At 72.9% G+C, this 15,343-nt stretch carries 17 protein-coding genes; 10 read left to right on the forward strand and 7 right to left on the reverse strand.

All coding sequences use genetic code 11. The features are described from left to right. Position 1 precedes the first annotated feature (1 nt). Genes ACQEV1_RS19820 through ACQEV1_RS19830 form a run of 3 tightly spaced genes read right to left on the reverse strand, consistent with a single transcriptional unit; the run spans position 2 to position 2,932 of the window. Positions 2 to 1,126, reverse strand: coding sequence for an AAA family ATPase (locus tag ACQEV1_RS19820; protein ID WP_433395103.1), 1,125 nt, complete (start codon positions 1,124 to 1,126; stop codon positions 2 to 4). Then, positions 1,110 to 1,898, reverse strand: coding sequence for an RNA ligase family protein (locus ACQEV1_RS19825; RefSeq protein WP_433395105.1), 789 nt, complete (start codon positions 1,896 to 1,898; stop codon positions 1,110 to 1,112). Before ACQEV1_RS19825 ends, ACQEV1_RS19820 begins: the two co-directional genes overlap by 17 nt. A 41-nt stretch (positions 1,899 to 1,939) precedes the next feature. After that, the gene (locus tag ACQEV1_RS19830; protein ID WP_285616824.1) at positions 1,940 to 2,932 is read right to left on the reverse strand and encodes a GlxA family transcriptional regulator; all 993 of its coding nucleotides are present in this window, start codon (positions 2,930 to 2,932) and stop codon (positions 1,940 to 1,942) included. 71 nt (positions 2,933 to 3,003) lie between these two features. On the opposite strand from ACQEV1_RS19830, the gene ACQEV1_RS19835 reads away from it, so the two are divergent. The 3 genes from ACQEV1_RS19835 (at position 3,004) to ACQEV1_RS19845 (ending at position 5,760) form a co-directional block, all read left to right on the forward strand. After that, complete coding sequence (locus ACQEV1_RS19835) at positions 3,004 to 4,287, forward strand: MFS transporter (RefSeq protein WP_285616823.1); 1,284 nt, start codon at positions 3,004 to 3,006, stop codon at positions 4,285 to 4,287. A 55-nt stretch (positions 4,288 to 4,342) separates the two neighbouring features. Then, positions 4,343 to 4,972, forward strand: a complete 630-nt coding sequence (locus ACQEV1_RS19840; RefSeq protein WP_433395108.1) for a GOLPH3/VPS74 family protein — start codon at positions 4,343 to 4,345, stop codon at positions 4,970 to 4,972. An 86-nt stretch (positions 4,973 to 5,058) separates the two neighbouring features. Further along, entirely contained in the window at positions 5,059 to 5,760 is a 702-nt protein-coding gene (locus ACQEV1_RS19845) for a rhomboid family intramembrane serine protease (RefSeq protein ID WP_285618845.1), read from the forward strand. Between the two features lie 45 nt (positions 5,761 to 5,805). Here the strand turns inward: ACQEV1_RS19845 and tuf are convergent, their stop codons facing one another. The 4 genes from tuf to ACQEV1_RS19865 form a co-directional block, all read right to left on the reverse strand. Next, the gene (tuf, locus tag ACQEV1_RS19850) at positions 5,806 to 6,987 is read right to left on the reverse strand and encodes an elongation factor Tu (RefSeq protein ID WP_285616821.1); all 1,182 of its coding nucleotides are present in this window, start codon (positions 6,985 to 6,987) and stop codon (positions 5,806 to 5,808) included. Positions 6,988 to 7,238: 251 nt separating this feature from the next. Then, positions 7,239 to 7,922 carry a DUF6882 domain-containing protein gene (locus ACQEV1_RS19855; RefSeq protein WP_285616819.1) on the reverse strand — a complete coding sequence of 228 codons (684 nt, stop codon included), beginning with the start codon at positions 7,920 to 7,922 and terminating at the stop codon, positions 7,239 to 7,241. 636 nt (positions 7,923 to 8,558) lie between these two features. Further along, positions 8,559 to 9,059, reverse strand: a complete 501-nt coding sequence (ybaK, locus tag ACQEV1_RS19860) for a Cys-tRNA(Pro) deacylase (RefSeq protein ID WP_285566466.1) — start codon at positions 9,057 to 9,059, stop codon at positions 8,559 to 8,561. A gap of 13 nt (positions 9,060 to 9,072) precedes the next feature. Further along, positions 9,073 to 9,735, reverse strand: coding sequence for an LON peptidase substrate-binding domain-containing protein (locus ACQEV1_RS19865; protein WP_433395111.1), 663 nt, complete (start codon positions 9,733 to 9,735; stop codon positions 9,073 to 9,075). A 313-nt stretch (positions 9,736 to 10,048) separates the two neighbouring features. Between ACQEV1_RS19865 and ACQEV1_RS19870 the strand changes: the two genes are divergently transcribed. From ACQEV1_RS19870 to ACQEV1_RS19900, 7 genes are all read left to right on the forward strand, one after another. Then, positions 10,049 to 10,240 carry a hypothetical protein gene (locus ACQEV1_RS19870; protein ID WP_285616818.1) on the forward strand — a complete coding sequence of 64 codons (192 nt, stop codon included), beginning with the start codon at positions 10,049 to 10,051 and terminating at the stop codon, positions 10,238 to 10,240. A gap of 249 nt (positions 10,241 to 10,489) precedes the next feature. Further along, entirely contained in the window at positions 10,490 to 11,302 is an 813-nt protein-coding gene (locus ACQEV1_RS19875; protein WP_285616815.1) for a PhzF family phenazine biosynthesis protein, read from the forward strand. 82 nt (positions 11,303 to 11,384) lie between these two features. Next, positions 11,385 to 12,692, forward strand: coding sequence for a histidinol dehydrogenase (hisD, locus tag ACQEV1_RS19880; protein ID WP_285616813.1), 1,308 nt, complete (start codon positions 11,385 to 11,387; stop codon positions 12,690 to 12,692). Further along, positions 12,689 to 13,774: a histidinol-phosphate transaminase gene (locus tag ACQEV1_RS19885; protein WP_285616811.1), complete on the forward strand. Its 1,086-nt coding sequence runs from the start codon at positions 12,689 to 12,691 to the stop codon at positions 13,772 to 13,774. The genes hisD and ACQEV1_RS19885 overlap by 4 nt, the downstream gene beginning before the upstream one ends. Continuing rightward, entirely contained in the window at positions 13,771 to 14,382 is a 612-nt protein-coding gene (gene hisB, locus ACQEV1_RS19890) for an imidazoleglycerol-phosphate dehydratase HisB (protein ID WP_285566451.1), read from the forward strand. The genes ACQEV1_RS19885 and hisB overlap by 4 nt, the downstream gene beginning before the upstream one ends. Next, positions 14,382 to 15,014, forward strand: coding sequence for an imidazole glycerol phosphate synthase subunit HisH (gene hisH / locus ACQEV1_RS19895; RefSeq protein ID WP_285616809.1), 633 nt, complete (start codon positions 14,382 to 14,384; stop codon positions 15,012 to 15,014). The genes hisB and hisH overlap by 1 nt, the downstream gene beginning before the upstream one ends. After that, on the forward strand, positions 15,011 to 15,343 hold the full coding sequence (locus ACQEV1_RS19900) for a hypothetical protein (protein WP_433395115.1): 333 nt from the start codon (positions 15,011 to 15,013) through the stop codon (positions 15,341 to 15,343). The genes hisH and ACQEV1_RS19900 overlap by 4 nt, the downstream gene beginning before the upstream one ends.

Genomic DNA, 15,343 nt, shown 5'->3' on the forward strand with positions numbered 1-15,343 from the left:
CTCAGCCGGTGACGACCCACCGGACGGCGTGGGCCTCGGTCGGGTCCGGGGCCTCCCACCGGCCGATCAGGCGGTCGATCACCGGCTCGGGCACGGGGGCGCGGCGCGCCCGGTTGCGCTCGCGCAGCACCTGGGGCGGCGCCTCCAACGCGACCAGTTCGACGCGGGCGCGGTAGCCCGCGGCCAGGCCGACACACCGGTCGCGGAGCTGCCGGGACACGTTGGTGGCGTTCCACACGAACGGCCGGCCCGCCCGCAGGTGCTTCCGCGCCAGTCGGTACGCCGCGTCCACCACCGGACGCTGGTCGCCGGCCGGGTCCACCCCGAGGTCGGCGCGCAGCGCGTCGAGGCTGACCACCGGCCGCCCCGCGCCGTTCTCGCCGATCCAGTGGTCCTTGCCGGAACCCGGCAGGCCCGACAGGACGGTCACGGTCATCCGGGTGTCGTCGTACGCCGCGTAGCCCGGATCCCGGCCGGGCGTGCGGAAGTACCAGAAACGCGCGTGCTCGGACGGGAACCGGCGCGGCCGGTCCAGGCAGCCCTGGTCGGCGCAGTACTCACGGAACAGGGCGATGTTCTCCAGCACCTCCGCGGCGTCCCCGCAGATCCGGCCGAGAATGTCGGCCGTCGCCAGGATCGCGAGGTCGTCGTTGCGCGCCAGGAGGCTCGACCGGAACGCGATGCGCTCCAGGTCGGGACGCTCCAGCGCCCAGAACGGCACCTGGTGGTGCCGGACGAGCGCGGCCACGTGTTCCCGCCAGGCCACGGGGGCTCCCAGCTCCCACAGCACCCGCCGGGCGATCAGGTCGCCCCGCCGTGAGTGGCCGCGGGCGGTGATCCGCCCGTCGGCGTCATCCCTCGTGCAGTACGGCTTGGCGACGTCGTGCAGGAGCACGGCCGCGAACAGCCGTACCCGTTCGGCGGCCGGGCGCGCCCGCCATTCCGGCAGCGCGGCGAGCGCCTCGCAGGCCATCCGCGTGTGAGTGGCGACGTCACCCTCGCCGTGGTGTTCGGCGTCCTGCGGGACCCCGGACATGCGCCGTACCCACGCGAACGCGGCCTCGATCGCGGCCCAGGGCACGGTCCAGTGCGGCGGCGCGGGGCACAGGTCAGCGAACGGTCGCATAGAGCGCCTCCGGGTCGGTCAGGCGGTTCGCCACGATCGGCCGGTCCAGCCAGTGGCTGCCGGAGTCGAGCACCGCCGTGAGGAACCCCGGGCGTACCCACTTGTAGCGGCCGACGGTCTCGCCGTTCTCCTCGACCTTGACGTAGAGGCCCTCCATCTCCTCCGACAGGTCCGTCTCGGCCAGCACCTGATCGGGGTCGGCGCAGCCCTCCGCCGCCGCCTCGGCCAGCGCGTCCCGCCAGCCCGGCGTCCGGCAGGTCGACGGGCCGACCAGCGATGTCAGCGTCTCCAGCCGGTCGATCGGGCCGGTGCGCAGGACCGGCACCGACACCACGGGGGTGCCGGCCAGCAGCGCGCGGCGGCGCTCCGTCGACAGGAACACCTCCTCCCGCCGGTCCAGCACGTCGAACTCGCAGAAGTAGTGGGGGAGCGCGTCGTAGAAGACGGTGTGCTTGGCGTAGAGCCATTCGCCGTACATGACGTAGCGGTCGCCGAGCCGGGGCCACAGCAGGTGCTGGACCGTCGCCGCCCACGCCTTCAGCGGACCGAACTGCCGCTCGCGCGGCCCGCCGGTCAGGTAGTGCCCCCGACTCTGCAACCGCAGCCCGCCGTCGGCCGAGAAGCTGATCGCGGCGTTCGCCCCGTCCAGCTTCTCCTCCACTACCAGGTACCGTCCGGCGATCTCCGCGAACGGCACGGCGGCCAGGTCGAAGTCACCGGGCTGGAGCCGCGACCCCTCGATGTGAGGGGTTCGCGGGTATTTGCGGAGCATGACGTCCGTTGTAACGGACCGGCCTCCGCCCCACCAACCGGTTATCGGGCCGCGTCGGCCCGGACCTCGGCCGCGTCCCGGCTGAACGTCCGGCGGTAGGCGGTCGGGGAGACGCCCACGGCCGCGTGCAGGTGCTGGCGCAGCGACGTCGCCGTGCCGAAGCCGGCGCGGACGGCGACGCGGTCGATCGGCAGGTCCGTCGTCTCCAGCAGGCGGCGCGCCTCCTCCACCCGCTGGCCCAGCAGCCACTGCGCCGGGCTGACCCCCGTTTCCTCGCGGAACCGGCGCGTGAACGTCCGTACGCTCATGCCCGCCTGCCGGGCCAGCCGGGCCAGGCTCAGCGGCTCGTCCAGGTGGCCCAGCGCCCAGGCGCGGGTGGCGGCGGTCGAGGTGCCGGTCGGGTCGGGCAGCGGCCGTTCGATGAACTGGGCCTGCCCGCCGTCGCGCCAGGGCGGCACCACGGAGCGGCGGGCGGCGCGGTTGGCCACCTCGCTGCCGTGGTCGCGGCGGACCACGTGCAGGCACAGGTCGATGCCCGCGCCGACGCCCGCCGAGGTCAGCACGTCGCCGTCGTCGACGAACAGCACGTCGGCGTCCAGCCGCACCTTCGGATAGAGCGCGCGGAACCGGTCGGCGTGCCGCCAGTGCGTCGCGGCCCGGCGACCGTCGAGGACTCCCGCCGCCGCGAGCACGAACGCGCCCGTGCAGATCGACATCAGCCGCGCGTCCGGACGCCGCCGGGCCAGGGCCTCGGTCACGACCGGCTCCAGCCGGCCCTCCGTCAGCGCCGCGCCGTCGTGGATGCCGGTCACCACCACCGTGTCGGCCTCGGCCATCGCCTCCGGCCCCACGCAGGGCTGGACCAGGAAGCCGCCCGACGTGCGGACCGGACCACCGTCCGGCGTGCAGACGCGTACCCGGTAGAGCCGCCGGTCGTCGCCGTCACGGGCCCCGCCGAAGATCTGCGTCGGCACACCGAGGTCGAACGCCACGACGTCGTTCAGCGCGAGGACGACGATCTCATGGGGGGTCATGGCCCGATTATTGCTCATGATGGCTCTCCGGCCACTCGTCCGCCGGGCCCGGCCTGTACGAGGATCCTCGGGTGACTGCGACAATCCCTGACACTCCGCCCAAGACGCGCCCGCGGGTGCACCGTGCCTGGGTCGTGGCGGCGGTCGCACTCGTGGCCCTGGTGGGCGCCGCCGGATTCCGCGCCACACCCGGAGTGCTCATCGACCCGCTGAGCCAGGACTTCGGCTGGCCGCGCGGCACGATCTCCGCCGCCGTCTCGGTCAACCTGGTCCTGTACGGCCTGACCGCGCCGTTCGCGGCCGCGCTGATGGACCGGTTCGGCATGCGCAAGGTGGTCTCCGCCGCGCTGCTGCTCGTGGCGGTCGGCAGCGGGCTGACCGTCTTCATGACCGCGCCGTGGCAGCTCATCGCCTGCTGGGGCGTGCTGATCGGCCTGGGCACCGGGTCGATGGCGATGGTCTTCGTCGCGACGGTGACGAGCCGCTGGTTCGTCGCGCGCCGTGGCATCGTCACCGGCGTGCTCACCGCGGCGGGCGCGGCCGGCCAGCTCGTGTTCCTGCCGGTCCTGGCCAACCTGACCCACGCGTACGGCTGGCGGTCCGCCTCGGTGACGGTGTGCGTCGCCGCCCTGGCCGTCGTGCCGCTCGTCGTGCTGTTCCTGCGCGACCATCCCGCCGACGTCGGCGTGCTCCCGTACGGCGCGACGGAGCAGGTGCCGAAGGTGCGGTCGACCGGCGCGGCGCGCAACGCGCTCGGCATGCTCGACACGGCCGCGCGAACCCCGGTGTTCTGGCTGCTGTCCGGAAGTTTCGCGATCTGCGGAGCCTCCACCAACGGCCTGGTCGGCACCCACTTCATCCCCGCCGCGCACGACCACGGCATGCCGGAGACCACGGCCGCGAGCCTGCTGGCGCTCGTCGGCGTCTTCGACGTCGCCGGAACAATCTTCTCCGGGTGGCTCACCGACCGCGTCGACTCACGGGTGCTGCTCGGCGTCTACTACGCGCTGCGCGGCTGCTCGCTGCTCGTGCTGCCGAGCCTGTTCGCGGGGACGACCCACCCGAGCATGCTGGTCTTCATCATCTTCTACGGCCTCGACTGGGTGGCGACCGTGCCGCCGACCGTCACCCTGTGCCGGGAGAACTTCGGCATGTCCGGGCCGATCGTGTTCGGCTGGGTGTTCGCCTCGCACCAGGTCGGCGCGGCGATCGCGGCCGAGGCCGCCGGCGTCGTACGGGACCAGCTCGGTGACTACGCGGCGGCGTGGTACGGCGCGGGCGCGCTCTGCCTGATCGCGGCGGGGCTGTCGGTCCGGATACGACGAGGCCATATCGTGTCGCCGGACCCCGCCTGAAACACTTTGCCCGCTGTTTACCGAGCCGACAGCCGGGGCGTTTAGCGTTCCGAACGTGCCTGAGACGCTGGCAGAGGAACTGCTGCTCCTCGCTCACGACATCCGCGGCAAGTGCCGCATCGCTCCGACGGCGATGGACTGCGGGGTGGTCGGCGGGCTGCTGTCCGAACTCGCCCTGACCGGTCGCGTCACCGTGGACGAGGCCGGTGGGTCCGTCCTCGTGCCGTCCGGTGGACCGCCGACCGGCGACCCGGTCCTCGACGAACTGCTCGACGCGATCGCGGACACGCCCCGTACCGCCCTCGCGTGGGTCACCCGGCTGCGCGGCACCGGCCTGACCGACCGCCTGCTCAAGCGGATGGTCGACACCGGGCAGGTCGAGATCGACCAACACCGGAACTACGGCCTGTTCCCCGAGACCTGGTATCCGGTGCGCGACATCGTCTCGCTCTGGGAGGCCCACCAGCGGGTGGTGGACGCCGCGACCGCGAGCGTCACACCCGACGCCCGGACGCTCGCCCTGGGCGCCCTCGCCGCCGCGGCGGGCCTGGCCAAGGTCCTGCTGGCCACCTCGGGCGACTGGCGGGTCCTCGGCACGCGCATCCGGGAGAGGACCGCGGACGACTGGGCGGCCGACGCCGTCCGCCGCGCCGTCCTTCCCGAACACCGCGGCGCCACCGTCTGACCCGGTCTTCGTCCGGCGCGCGCGACCGTCCCCGGCGGGGCTATCTTTCGGGGAGGGATTGCTTCGGCCGGAGAGGCACGGTGAACATGGGCAGCGGTGACGGACGGCCGGGTGACGCCGAGGCGGTGCTGGCCGAGGCGCTCAAGGCGTTCTGGGTGATGGTCGGGGTGCTCGCGGTCATCTGGGTCGTCCAGGCGGTCAACTGGGCGGACGGCTACGGGCTCAGCCTGCACTACGGCATCCACGCGCGGGACGTCACCGGTCTCACGGGCGTGCTGACGGCGCCGTTCCTGCACCTGAGCTGGGCGCACATCGAAGGCAACTCCGGGCCCCTGTTCATCTTCGGCTTCCTGGCCGCCTTCCGCGGCGTGAAGAAGTTCCTGAGCCTCACGGTGCTGATCGTGCTGGTCAGCGGGTTGGGTGCCTGGCTGACCTCCGGCCCGGGCACCGTGACGGCCGGTGCGAGCGGCGTGGTGTTCGGCTACTTCGGGTACGTGATCGTGCGCGGCTTCTTCGACCGGCACCGGATCGACATCGCGGTCGGGCTCGTCATGGCGTTGTGCTTCGCGTACCAGTTCGCGGTCCTGCTGCCGCACCGCGGCATCAGCTGGCAGGGCCACCTGTTCGGTTTCATCGCGGGCATCGCGGGCGGCTGGATCCTCCGCGAACGCCGCCCCCGGGCGACCAAGCCGACCACGCCGGACGGCGGCACCCGCCCCCTCCCGTCCGGCACGACCCCCGGCTCACGCGCGGACCTGCTCAAAGAGCTGGACGACCTCGGCCTGTAGCACCGCACCCGGAGACCCCGCCGGAGCGGGGTCCCCAGGGCCTTCTCAGCCGAGCAGGGCGGTCACGGTGCCGGCGCCGACCGTGCGGCGGCCCTCGCGGATCGCGAAGCCCAGGCCCTCGTCCAGCGCCACCGCGCGGCCCAGGTTCACGGTCATGGTGACCGTGTCGCCGGGCAGCGCCATGCCGCCCTCGCCCAGTTCGATCTCGCCGGGCACGTCCGTCGTCCGGAGGTGGAACTGCGGCCGGTACCCGGAGAAGAACGGGCCGCTGCGGCCGCCCTCCTCCGTGCCGAGCACGTACACCTCGGCCCGGAACCGCGTGTGCGGCCGGATCGCGCCCGGCGCGGCCACGACCTGCCCACGGCGTACCTGCTCGCGTCGTACGCCGCGCAGCAGCACGGCCGTGTTGTCACCCGCCTCGGCGTGGTCCATCGTCTGGCCGAACGTCTCCAGACCGGTGGCGACCGTGGCGAGCGTCGCGCCCAGGCCGACCACCTCCACGTGGTCGCCTAGCCGGACCGTGCCCTGTTCGACCACCCCGGTCACGACGGTGCCGCGGCCGGTGATGGTCAGGACGTTCTCGATCGGCAGCAGGAACGGCCGGTCCAGGATCCTCGCCGGCACCGGCACGTACGCGTCGACCGCGGCGAGGAGGTCCTCGATCCGCCGGACCCAGTACGGGTCGCCCTCGAGCGCCCGCAGCCCGGACACCCGGACCACCGGGATCTCCTCACCGGGGAACCCGTATCGCGTCAGCAGCTCCCGCACCTCCAGCTCGACCAGGTCCAGCAGTTCGGCATCCTCGGCCGTGTCCGCCTTGTTGAGCGCCACGACGATGTGGCGGACGCCGACCTGCCGGGCGAGCACGACGTGCTCACGGGTCTGCGGCATCGCGCCGTCCTGCGCGGACACGACCAGGATCGCCCCGTCGACCTGGGCCGCGCCGGTGACCATGTTCTTGACGTAGTCGGCGTGGCCGGGCATGTCGACGTGGGCGTAGTGCCGGGTCGGCGTCTCGTACTCGACGTGCGCGATGTTGATGGTGATGCCGCGGTCCCGCTCCTCCGGGGCCCGGTCGATGCCCTCGAACGGCACGACCTTCGCCAGCCCCTGCCGGGCCAGCACCGCGGTGATCGCCGCGGTGAGCGTGGTCTTGCCGTGGTCGACGTGCCCCATCGTGCCGATGTTGAGGTGCGGCTTGCCGCGTTCGTACAACCGCTTGGCCATGGTGATGTCCTCGCGTCAGAAGAGATGGACGTGAGAACCAGGGCGGTCAGGGGACCGCCGCGCCACCCTCCTCCGCGGGTTCTCGAAGGACGGGGCGGAGGAGGGTCAGCGTCGCAGGCCGTCGGAGAGCACGACCGCGGCGCCCGGCGCATCGAAGTGCGCGGGCGTGCAGAACGCGGCCATGCCGAACATGCCCGCAGAGTACGGTCGCCGCCGGGGAACGGTCCAGCGATTTTCCGCCCAACGGCGGCTCAGCGCGCGATCAGCTCCATCGACAGGGAGACGAACCGGTCCTCTTCGTCGAACTCGGCCACGCAGGTGCCGCCCTCGGGCAGCGCCGCGACGATCGACGTCTCGTCCTCGCGGAAGGTCAGCCGGTGGTGGCTGAAGAACCGCGACACCGTCAGCCGGTGGTCGGCCGGGAAGAGCGTCAGCCCGCTGGTGATCATCCGGGGGGCGGTGAGGGAGTCCCAGCCGGGCACCGGAGCGGACGCGTCCTGGATGGCGAAGTAGGCCACACCGCCCTCGTAGCTGCCCGGGATCGTGCCCGGCGAGCCGATCAGGCCGGTGGCGGCCATCGCCACGATGTCGCCGCCGCTGCGCGCTGGACCGTCGTACCAGGACAGGTCCAGCTCCCGTGCGGTCAGTTCGGCGATGGCGAGGCGCGCCCCGATCGCCGTGGGGTTCACGACCGCCGGGTGGTCGGGGCCGAACTGCGGGTTCGCCCACCCCCACAGCCAGCTGCGGTTCTCCTCGGCGTAGCTGCCGAGAAGGGCGACCTTCAGCGTGACCTCACCCTGCGTGTACGTGCCGGTGGCCAGGTCGGCGCTCCAGTCGGCGGCGGGCAGGAAGTCGACGAGGGCCTCCTGCTGCTGGGCCGAGATCGCCGCGTACGCCGCTCCCAGCCGGTCGAACGCCGGGCTGAATCCAGACATGGCGGGCACACTATCTCAGAGACCGCCGGAGCCCCATGCCCTACCGCGCGACGGGCCGGGTTCCGGGTGGTCTCCGGGGCGGCTCGGGCCGGGGAACGACCGGTGGGCACGCGCTACGCTGCGATCATCAGCGAGAGGCGGGGGGAAGTACGGATGGCCGGCCAGCTTCGGATCGGAGTGGCGGCGACTCTCGTGATCGCGGTACTCGGCGTTCCCGCCGGGTTGCTGTGGACCACGGTCGCGCCGCGCACGACGTACGTGATCGCGGGCGGCAAGGCGCTCCTCGGCGACCCGGAGAGCCAGACCCTGATCGCCGCGGACGGCTGGTTCGCCGTGCTGACGGCGTGCGCCGGCCTGTTGTGCGGCGTCGTCGCCTACGTCCTGGCCGGACGGCTGCGGGAGATGGGGCTGCTCGCCGCGCTCGGCGTCGGCGGCACCGCCGCCGGGCTCATCGCGTGGTGGGCCGGCAGCATGGTCGGGCGGTCCTCCTTCCAGCACGTGGTGCGGACGGCGCGTGACGGCACGGCGGCCAAGGGCGCGCTCGGCCTGCACGCGGTCGGAGTGGTGATCGCCTGGCCGCTGATCGCGCTCGTGGTGTTCGGGCTGCTCGAGGCGCTGGACGTCGCCCGGCGCGAGTCACGCGCGACCGCGGGCGATGCCCGCGGTGGTGGCCTGGGTCAGGGTGACCAGGTCGGCGGGGGCCAGTTCGATCTGCAGGCCCCGCCGTCCGGCGGAGACGTAGATCGTCGGGAACCCTGACGCGGAGGAGTCCACGACCGTCGGCAGCCTCTTGCGCTGGCCCAGCGGGCTGATGCCGCCGCGGACGTACCCGGTCACGCGCTCGGCCGCCGCCGGGTCGGCCATGGCCGCGCGCTTGCCGCCCGCCGCGCCGGCGAGCGCCTTGAGGTCGAGCGTGGCCGACACCGGCACCACCGCGACGGTGAGGTCGCCGTCGACCTCGGTCACGAGCGTCTTGAACAGCCGGTCGTGCGGCACCCCGAGGGCGTCCGCGGCGGCCTCGCCGTAGGACTCCTCACCGCCGCCGGGCTCGTACGGATGCAGGGTGAAGGCGATCCCGGCGCGGGTCGCCGCGACGGTCGCGGGCGTGCCCTTGCCGCCGCTCTTCTTCGATCCCATCCGCCGTGACTCCTTAGTTGGGACTGACGCCTCCGCCGAGGAACTCCGACGCCGGCACGGTCGGGAACGTCTCGAGCAGGAGATTCTCCCGCCTCAGCAGTTCGTACTCCAACCGCAGCCGCGCCGCGGCGTGGTCGGCCTGCAGGAGACGCTGCTTGTCCGAGCGGTCCAGGACCAGCGAGGCCGCCACGAGGTAGGACAGCGACCCGGGGTCGGCCGGCAGGTCGTCGAGGTCGGCGACCTCCGCGCCGTGTGAGACGAGGCGGTCGCAGTAGCGCCGGAACTGGCCGGTCACCGGCGCGACCGCGTCCTGCGCGCCCGGCCCGTCCTCCTCCGGCAGCAGGGTCACCTCGGCGCGGAGGTAGGCGAGCGAGTCGTCGACGTCCTCGACGCGGAACCGGCTGCCGCCGGTCGCGACGACGTCGTACCGCCCGTCCTCGTGCTCCCGTACGTCGCGGACCTCGGCCGTGCAGCCCACGGGGGCGAGCCGGCGGGCGGCTCCGGGGCCGACCTCGTGGCCGAGTTCGATCGAGACCACTCCGAACCGGCGCGGCTCCTCACCGGAGAGCAGATCGCTCATCAGGAGGCGGTAGCGCTCCTCGAACACGTGCAGGGGCAGGACGAGCCCCGGGAAGAGCACGGCCCCCAGCGGGAAGATCGGCAGCCGTTCGGTCACCGCGCCAGAGTACGACCTCTCGGCGATCTTCGCTTCCCGCTGTTGATCTACAATGTAAAGGCGCGGGCCGCGGCGCCGGCCGCACGCGACCGCGCCGGCCGGGCACGGCGGCCCCTGCGAGTGGCGTCCGGGCGGGTGGCGCCATAACCGGGTGGTGTGACGCTAGTCACCTTGGACTAGATCGCGTCAACCTGCACACAGCACCGGAAGGGGCGGCGTTAACGTCGGACCGTCCGCGCGGCAGGCGGCGCGCGGCCCGGCGGGTCGAAGCCGAAGACGACACCGCCGGTTGCTCTCCCGCTGGGAGGCCATCATGTGGCTGAACTTCATCTTCCTCGTCCTCGCGTGCCTGTGTGTCGGATTCATCCTCGGCTGGGTGGTGGCCCGGCCGCGGCGCTGGGGTGTCTTCGTGGCGAACGCCCCCCAGCCGAGCGTCCCCCGGACGGACGCCCCTCAGGAGGGCGGCGACCAGGCGGACACCGACTCCTTCGCCCGGCGGGCCTGACGCGGTCCCAGGGCCTGTCTCGAAGCCCCGCTGTCCTACTGCGCGGCGCCCAGACGACGCCTCGCCGCGTTGTCGCCCCCACCCCACGAAACCGTGCCGAACGGCTCCGCCGCCCGGCACGCTTCCGCGGGGACCCCGGCAAGAGTCGCCAGCCAACACCAGGCTGACTCCCTCCTCCGCCTTGCGACGCGCCGCCTGGACACCGCTCGCTACGGACGGGGACCTCGAGACAGACCCTAGGGTGACGGCATGCGGATCCATGTCGTCGACGCGTTCACCGGCCGGCCGTTCGCCGGCAACCCCGCAGGGGTCTGCGTCCTGGCCGCTCCGGCCGACTCCGCCTGGATGCAGCGGGTCGCGATGGAGCTGAACCTCTCCGAGACCGCGTTCCCGCGCCCGATCGCCGGTTCCGGCGCCGACTTCGAGCTCCGCTGGTTCACCCCGGCGGTCGAGGTCGCCCTGTGCGGGCACGCGACGCTCGCCGCGGCCCACGTGCTGTACGAGACGGGCGCCGTGCCGGAGGACCGGCCGATCCGCTTCCACACCCTGCGCAGCGGCGTCCTGACCGTACGGCGGGAGGGCGGCCTGCTCGTGATGGACTTCCCGGCCTGCCCGCCGGAGCGGATCGACCCGCCCGCGGGCCTGGCGGAGGCGCTCGGCGCGTCGCCGTCCTGGACCGGGCGCAACGTCCAGAACGACATCCTCGCGGTCCTCGACGACGCCGAAACCGTGCGGTCGCTGACCCCGGACCTGTCCGCGCTCGCCGGCTACGACGCCCGGGGGATCTGTGTCACGGCGCCGGACTCCTCCTACGACTTCGTCTCGCGGTTCTTCGGCCCGGCCGTCGGCGTTCCGGAGGACCCGGTGACCGGGTCGGCGCACTGCATGCTGGCACCGTTCTGGGCCGGGCGCCTGGGCCGTACGGACCTGCGCGCCCACCAGGCCTCGGCGCGCGGAGGCGACGTCGGCGTCCAGGTGCGGGGCGACCGCGTCCTGCTCCTCGGGGAGGCCGTCACGGTGATCGAGGGCACGCTCCGCCCCGAAGAGGGCGGAGCCCCGTAAACGTCTCGAAAACTTCCTGGATCCGATCTCATTACCTGAGACCGGCGCCCGGGCCGCCGGGCGTCCTTCGTAGACTGATCAGGTGATATCCCGTATCGATCTGCGCGGGTCCCTGCCCGGCGACCTGCGCTCCGTACTGCCGCGAGCCGAGCTCGACGTCGAGGCCGCCCTGGAGAAGGTCCGGCCGATCTGCGACGACGTGCGACATCGCGGTGCCGCGGCGGTGCGGGAGTACACCGAACGCTTCGACGGCGTCGCCCTGGAGTCCGCGCGGGTGCCCGCGGAGGCGATCCGGCGGGCCCTCGACGAACTCAACCCGGCCGTGCGCGACGCGCTGGAGGAGTGCGTCCGCCGTGCCCGCCTGGTCCACCGTGATCAGCGGCGCGCCGACGTCACCACCCGGGTCGTGCCCGGAGGCACGGTCACCGAGCGGTGGGTGCCGGTCGAGCGGGTTGGGCTCTACGTCCCGGGCGGCCAGGCCGTCTACCCCTCCAGCGTGGTCATGAACGTCGTGCCCGCGCAGGAGGCCGGCGTCGGCTCGCTCGCGGTCACCTCGCCCGCGCAGCGGGAGTTCGGCGGGCTGCCGCACCCGGTGATCCTCGCCGCGTGCGCGCTGCTCGGCGTCGACGAGGTGTACGCCGTGGGCGGCGCGCAGGCGATCGCGATGTTCGCCTACGGCACCGAGGACTGCCGGCCGGCCGACCTGGTCACCGGGCCGGGCAACATCTACGTCGCCGCGGCGAAACGCCTGCTCAAGGGCGTGATCGGCATCGACTCCGAGGCCGGCCCGACCGAGATCGCGATCCTCGCCGACGCCACCGCCGACCCGGTCCTGGTCGCCGCCGACCTGATCAGCCAGGCCGAGCACGACACCCTCGCCGCCTCCGTGCTGGTGACCGACTCCACCGAGCTCGCCGACGCGGTCGAGCGCGAGCTCGCCGAACAGGTCGCCCGGACCAAGCACACCGAGCGCATCACCGCGGCGCTCGCCGGGCGGCAGTCGGGCATCGTGCTCGTGGACGACGTCGCGGCCGGGCTGAAGGTCGTCGACGCCTACGCCGCCGAGCACCTGGAGATCCAGACCGCGGACGCCGCCGCCGTCGCCGCGCGGGTGCGCAACGCCGGCGCGATCTTCGTCGGTCCGTACTCCCCGGTGTCGCTCGGCGACTACCTGGCCGGCTCCAACCACGTGCTGCCGACCGGCGGCTGCGCGTGCCATTCCGGCGGGCTGTCCGTGCAGACCTTCCTGCGCGGTATCCACGTCGTCGACTACGACGAGGCGGCCCTGGCCGAGGCGACCCGCCGGGTCGTCACGCTGGCCGAGGCCGAAGACCTGCCGGCCCACGGGGCCGCGCTCAAAGCGAGGTACGAGTGGGGGATCCCCGAGTGAGCGACAGTGCCATCTCGCTGAGCGACCTTCCGATCCGCGACGACCTGCGCGGCCAGGAGCCGTACGGCGCGCCGCAGCTGGACGTGCCGGTCCGGCTCAACACCAACGAGAACCCCTACCCGCCGTCGCCGCGGCTGGTCGCGGCCCTGTCGGAGGCGATCGCGGACATCGCGGGCGGGCTCAACCGCTACCCCGACCGCGACGCCGTCGAGCTGCGCAAGGACCTGGCCGACTACCTCGGGAACGGCGTCACCGCGCGGCAGGTGTGGGCGGCGAACGGCTCCAACGAGATCATCCAGCAGATCCTCCAGGCGTTCGGCGGCCCGGAGCGCACGGCGCTCGGCTTCGAGCCGTCGTACTCCATGCATCCGATCATCACCGCCGTGAGCGGCACCCGGTGGATCAACGCCCATCGCGACGAGGACTTCGGGCTGGAGGCCGAGCGCGCGGTCGCCGCGGTCGAGAAGCACCGGCCCGACATCGTGTTCCTCACCTCGCCGAACAACCCGACCGGCACGGCGCTGTCGCCGGCGGCGATCGAGGCGGTCCTGCGCGTCGCGCCGGGCATGGTCGTCGTGGACGAGGCGTACGCGGAGTTCCGGCGCGAGGGCACGCCGAGCGCGCTGTCGCTGCTGCCCGGCAACCCGCGGCTGATCGTCACCCGCACGATGAGCAAGGCGTTCGCGATGGCCGGCACGCGCGTCGGCTACCTCGCCGCCGATCCGGCGGTGGTCGACGCGCTGCTGCTCGTCCGCCTGCCGTACCACCTGTCGGCGGTCACCCAGGCGGTCGCGCGCACCGCGATCGCCCACCAGGAGGAGCTGCTGGGCGCGGTCCAGACGTTGCGGGACGAGCGCGACGCCCTGGTCGCGTGGCTGCGCGGCGAAGGCCTCACGGTGGCCGACTCCGACGCGAACTTCGTCCTGTTCGGCCGGTTCCCCGATCGGCACCGGGTCTGGCAGGGCATTCTTGATCGTGGCGTGCTGATCCGCGAGGTCGGCCCGCCGGAGTGGCTGCGCGTGAGCGTGGGCACCCCCGACGAGATGGCGGCCTTCCGTACCGCCCTGAAGGAGAGTCTTTGAGCGAGCGGAGCGAGGCGAAGCGCACCGGGCGAGTCGAGCGGGGCACCAAGGAGACCCGGGTCAGCGTCGAGGTCGACCTCGACGGCACCGGCCAGGTCGACGTGGCCACCGGTGTGGGGTTCTTCGACCACATGCTGGCCCAGCTCGGCAAGCACGGCTCGTTCGACCTGACCGTCAAGACCGCCGGCGACCTGCACATCGACAGCCATCACACGATCGAGGACACCGCGATCGCGCTGGGCCAGGCGTTCCGCGAGGCGTTGGGTGACAAGTCCGGCATCCAGCGGTTCGCCAACGCGAGCGTGCCGCTGGACGAGACGCTCGCGCAGGTCACCGTCGACCTGTCCGGCCGCCCGTACCTCGTGCACACCGAGCCCGAGGGCATCGCGCCGATGATCGGGCCCGACTACGACACGACGATGACCCGGCACATCTTCGAGGCGTTCGTCTTCAACGCCGCGATCTGCCTGCACATCCACGTGCCGTACGGGCGCAACGCGCATCACATCGTGGAGGCGCAGTTCAAGGCGCTGGCCCGCGCCCTGCGTGACGCGTGCGCGCACGACCCGCGGGCGCACGGCATCCCGTCCACCAAGGGCGCGCTCTGATGTCTCCGAAGATCGCCGTCCTGGACTACGGCTCGGGGAACCTCCGGTCGGCCGAGCGGGCGATCGCCCGGCTCGGCCCGGAGGTGACCGTCACCGCCGACTTCGACACCGCTCTGGAGGCCGACGGGCTGGTCGTGCCCGGCGTGGGCGCGTTCGCCGCGTGCATGAACGGCCTGCGCGGGGTCCGCGGCGAACAGATCATCGGCCGCCGGCTCTCGGGCGGCCGCCCGGTGCTGGGCATCTGCGTCGGCATGCAGATCCTGTTCGAGAAGGGCGTCGAGCACGGCATCACCACCGACGGCTGCGCCGAGTGGCCCGGGTCGGTGGAGCGGCTGAACGCGCCGATCCTGCCGCACATGGGCTGGAACACCGTCGAGGCGCCGGAGGGCTCGGTGCTGTTCCGCGGCCTGGACGCCGGCACGCGGTTCTACTTCGTGCACTCCTACGCCGCCCGGAGCTGGGAGCTGGAGCCGGGCCGGTTCGAGGCGCCGCTGGTGACCTGGGCCGAGCACGGGGAGCGCTTCGTCGCGGCGGTGGAGAACGGCGCGCTGTGCGCGACGCAGTTCCACCCGGAGAAGTCCGGCGACGCCGGAGCCGAGGTGCTGAAGAACTGGCTCTCGACCCTGTCATGAGCAAGGAACGCCAGCGGCGGCGGGCCGCGCTGGAGGCCGAGCGTGCCCGGGCGGCGGCGGAGAACGACCGTCGCAACGCCCGCCGGGCACGTCGCCGTGCGCGCCTCGCCCGGGTCTCCCGCCTGATGCCGCGCCGCTCCGGGCGGCCCGGCGGCCTGCTCGCGCGCCGCCGCCGTGAGCAGAACGCCATCGTGGTGGTGGCGTTCCTGCTGGTCCAGGTGCTGGCCTGGATATCACTCTCATCGTGGACCGGACGCCTGGCCGTATTCGTGCTGTCGGTGTTCCTGCTCCCGGTTTTCGTCACGCTCGCCTTCGACCGGAGGTCGTAG

The sequence above is a fragment of the Actinoallomurus sp. CA-142502 genome (assembly GCF_050936355.1).
GTDB lineage: Bacteria > Actinomycetota > Actinomycetes > Streptosporangiales > Streptosporangiaceae > Actinoallomurus > Actinoallomurus iriomotensis.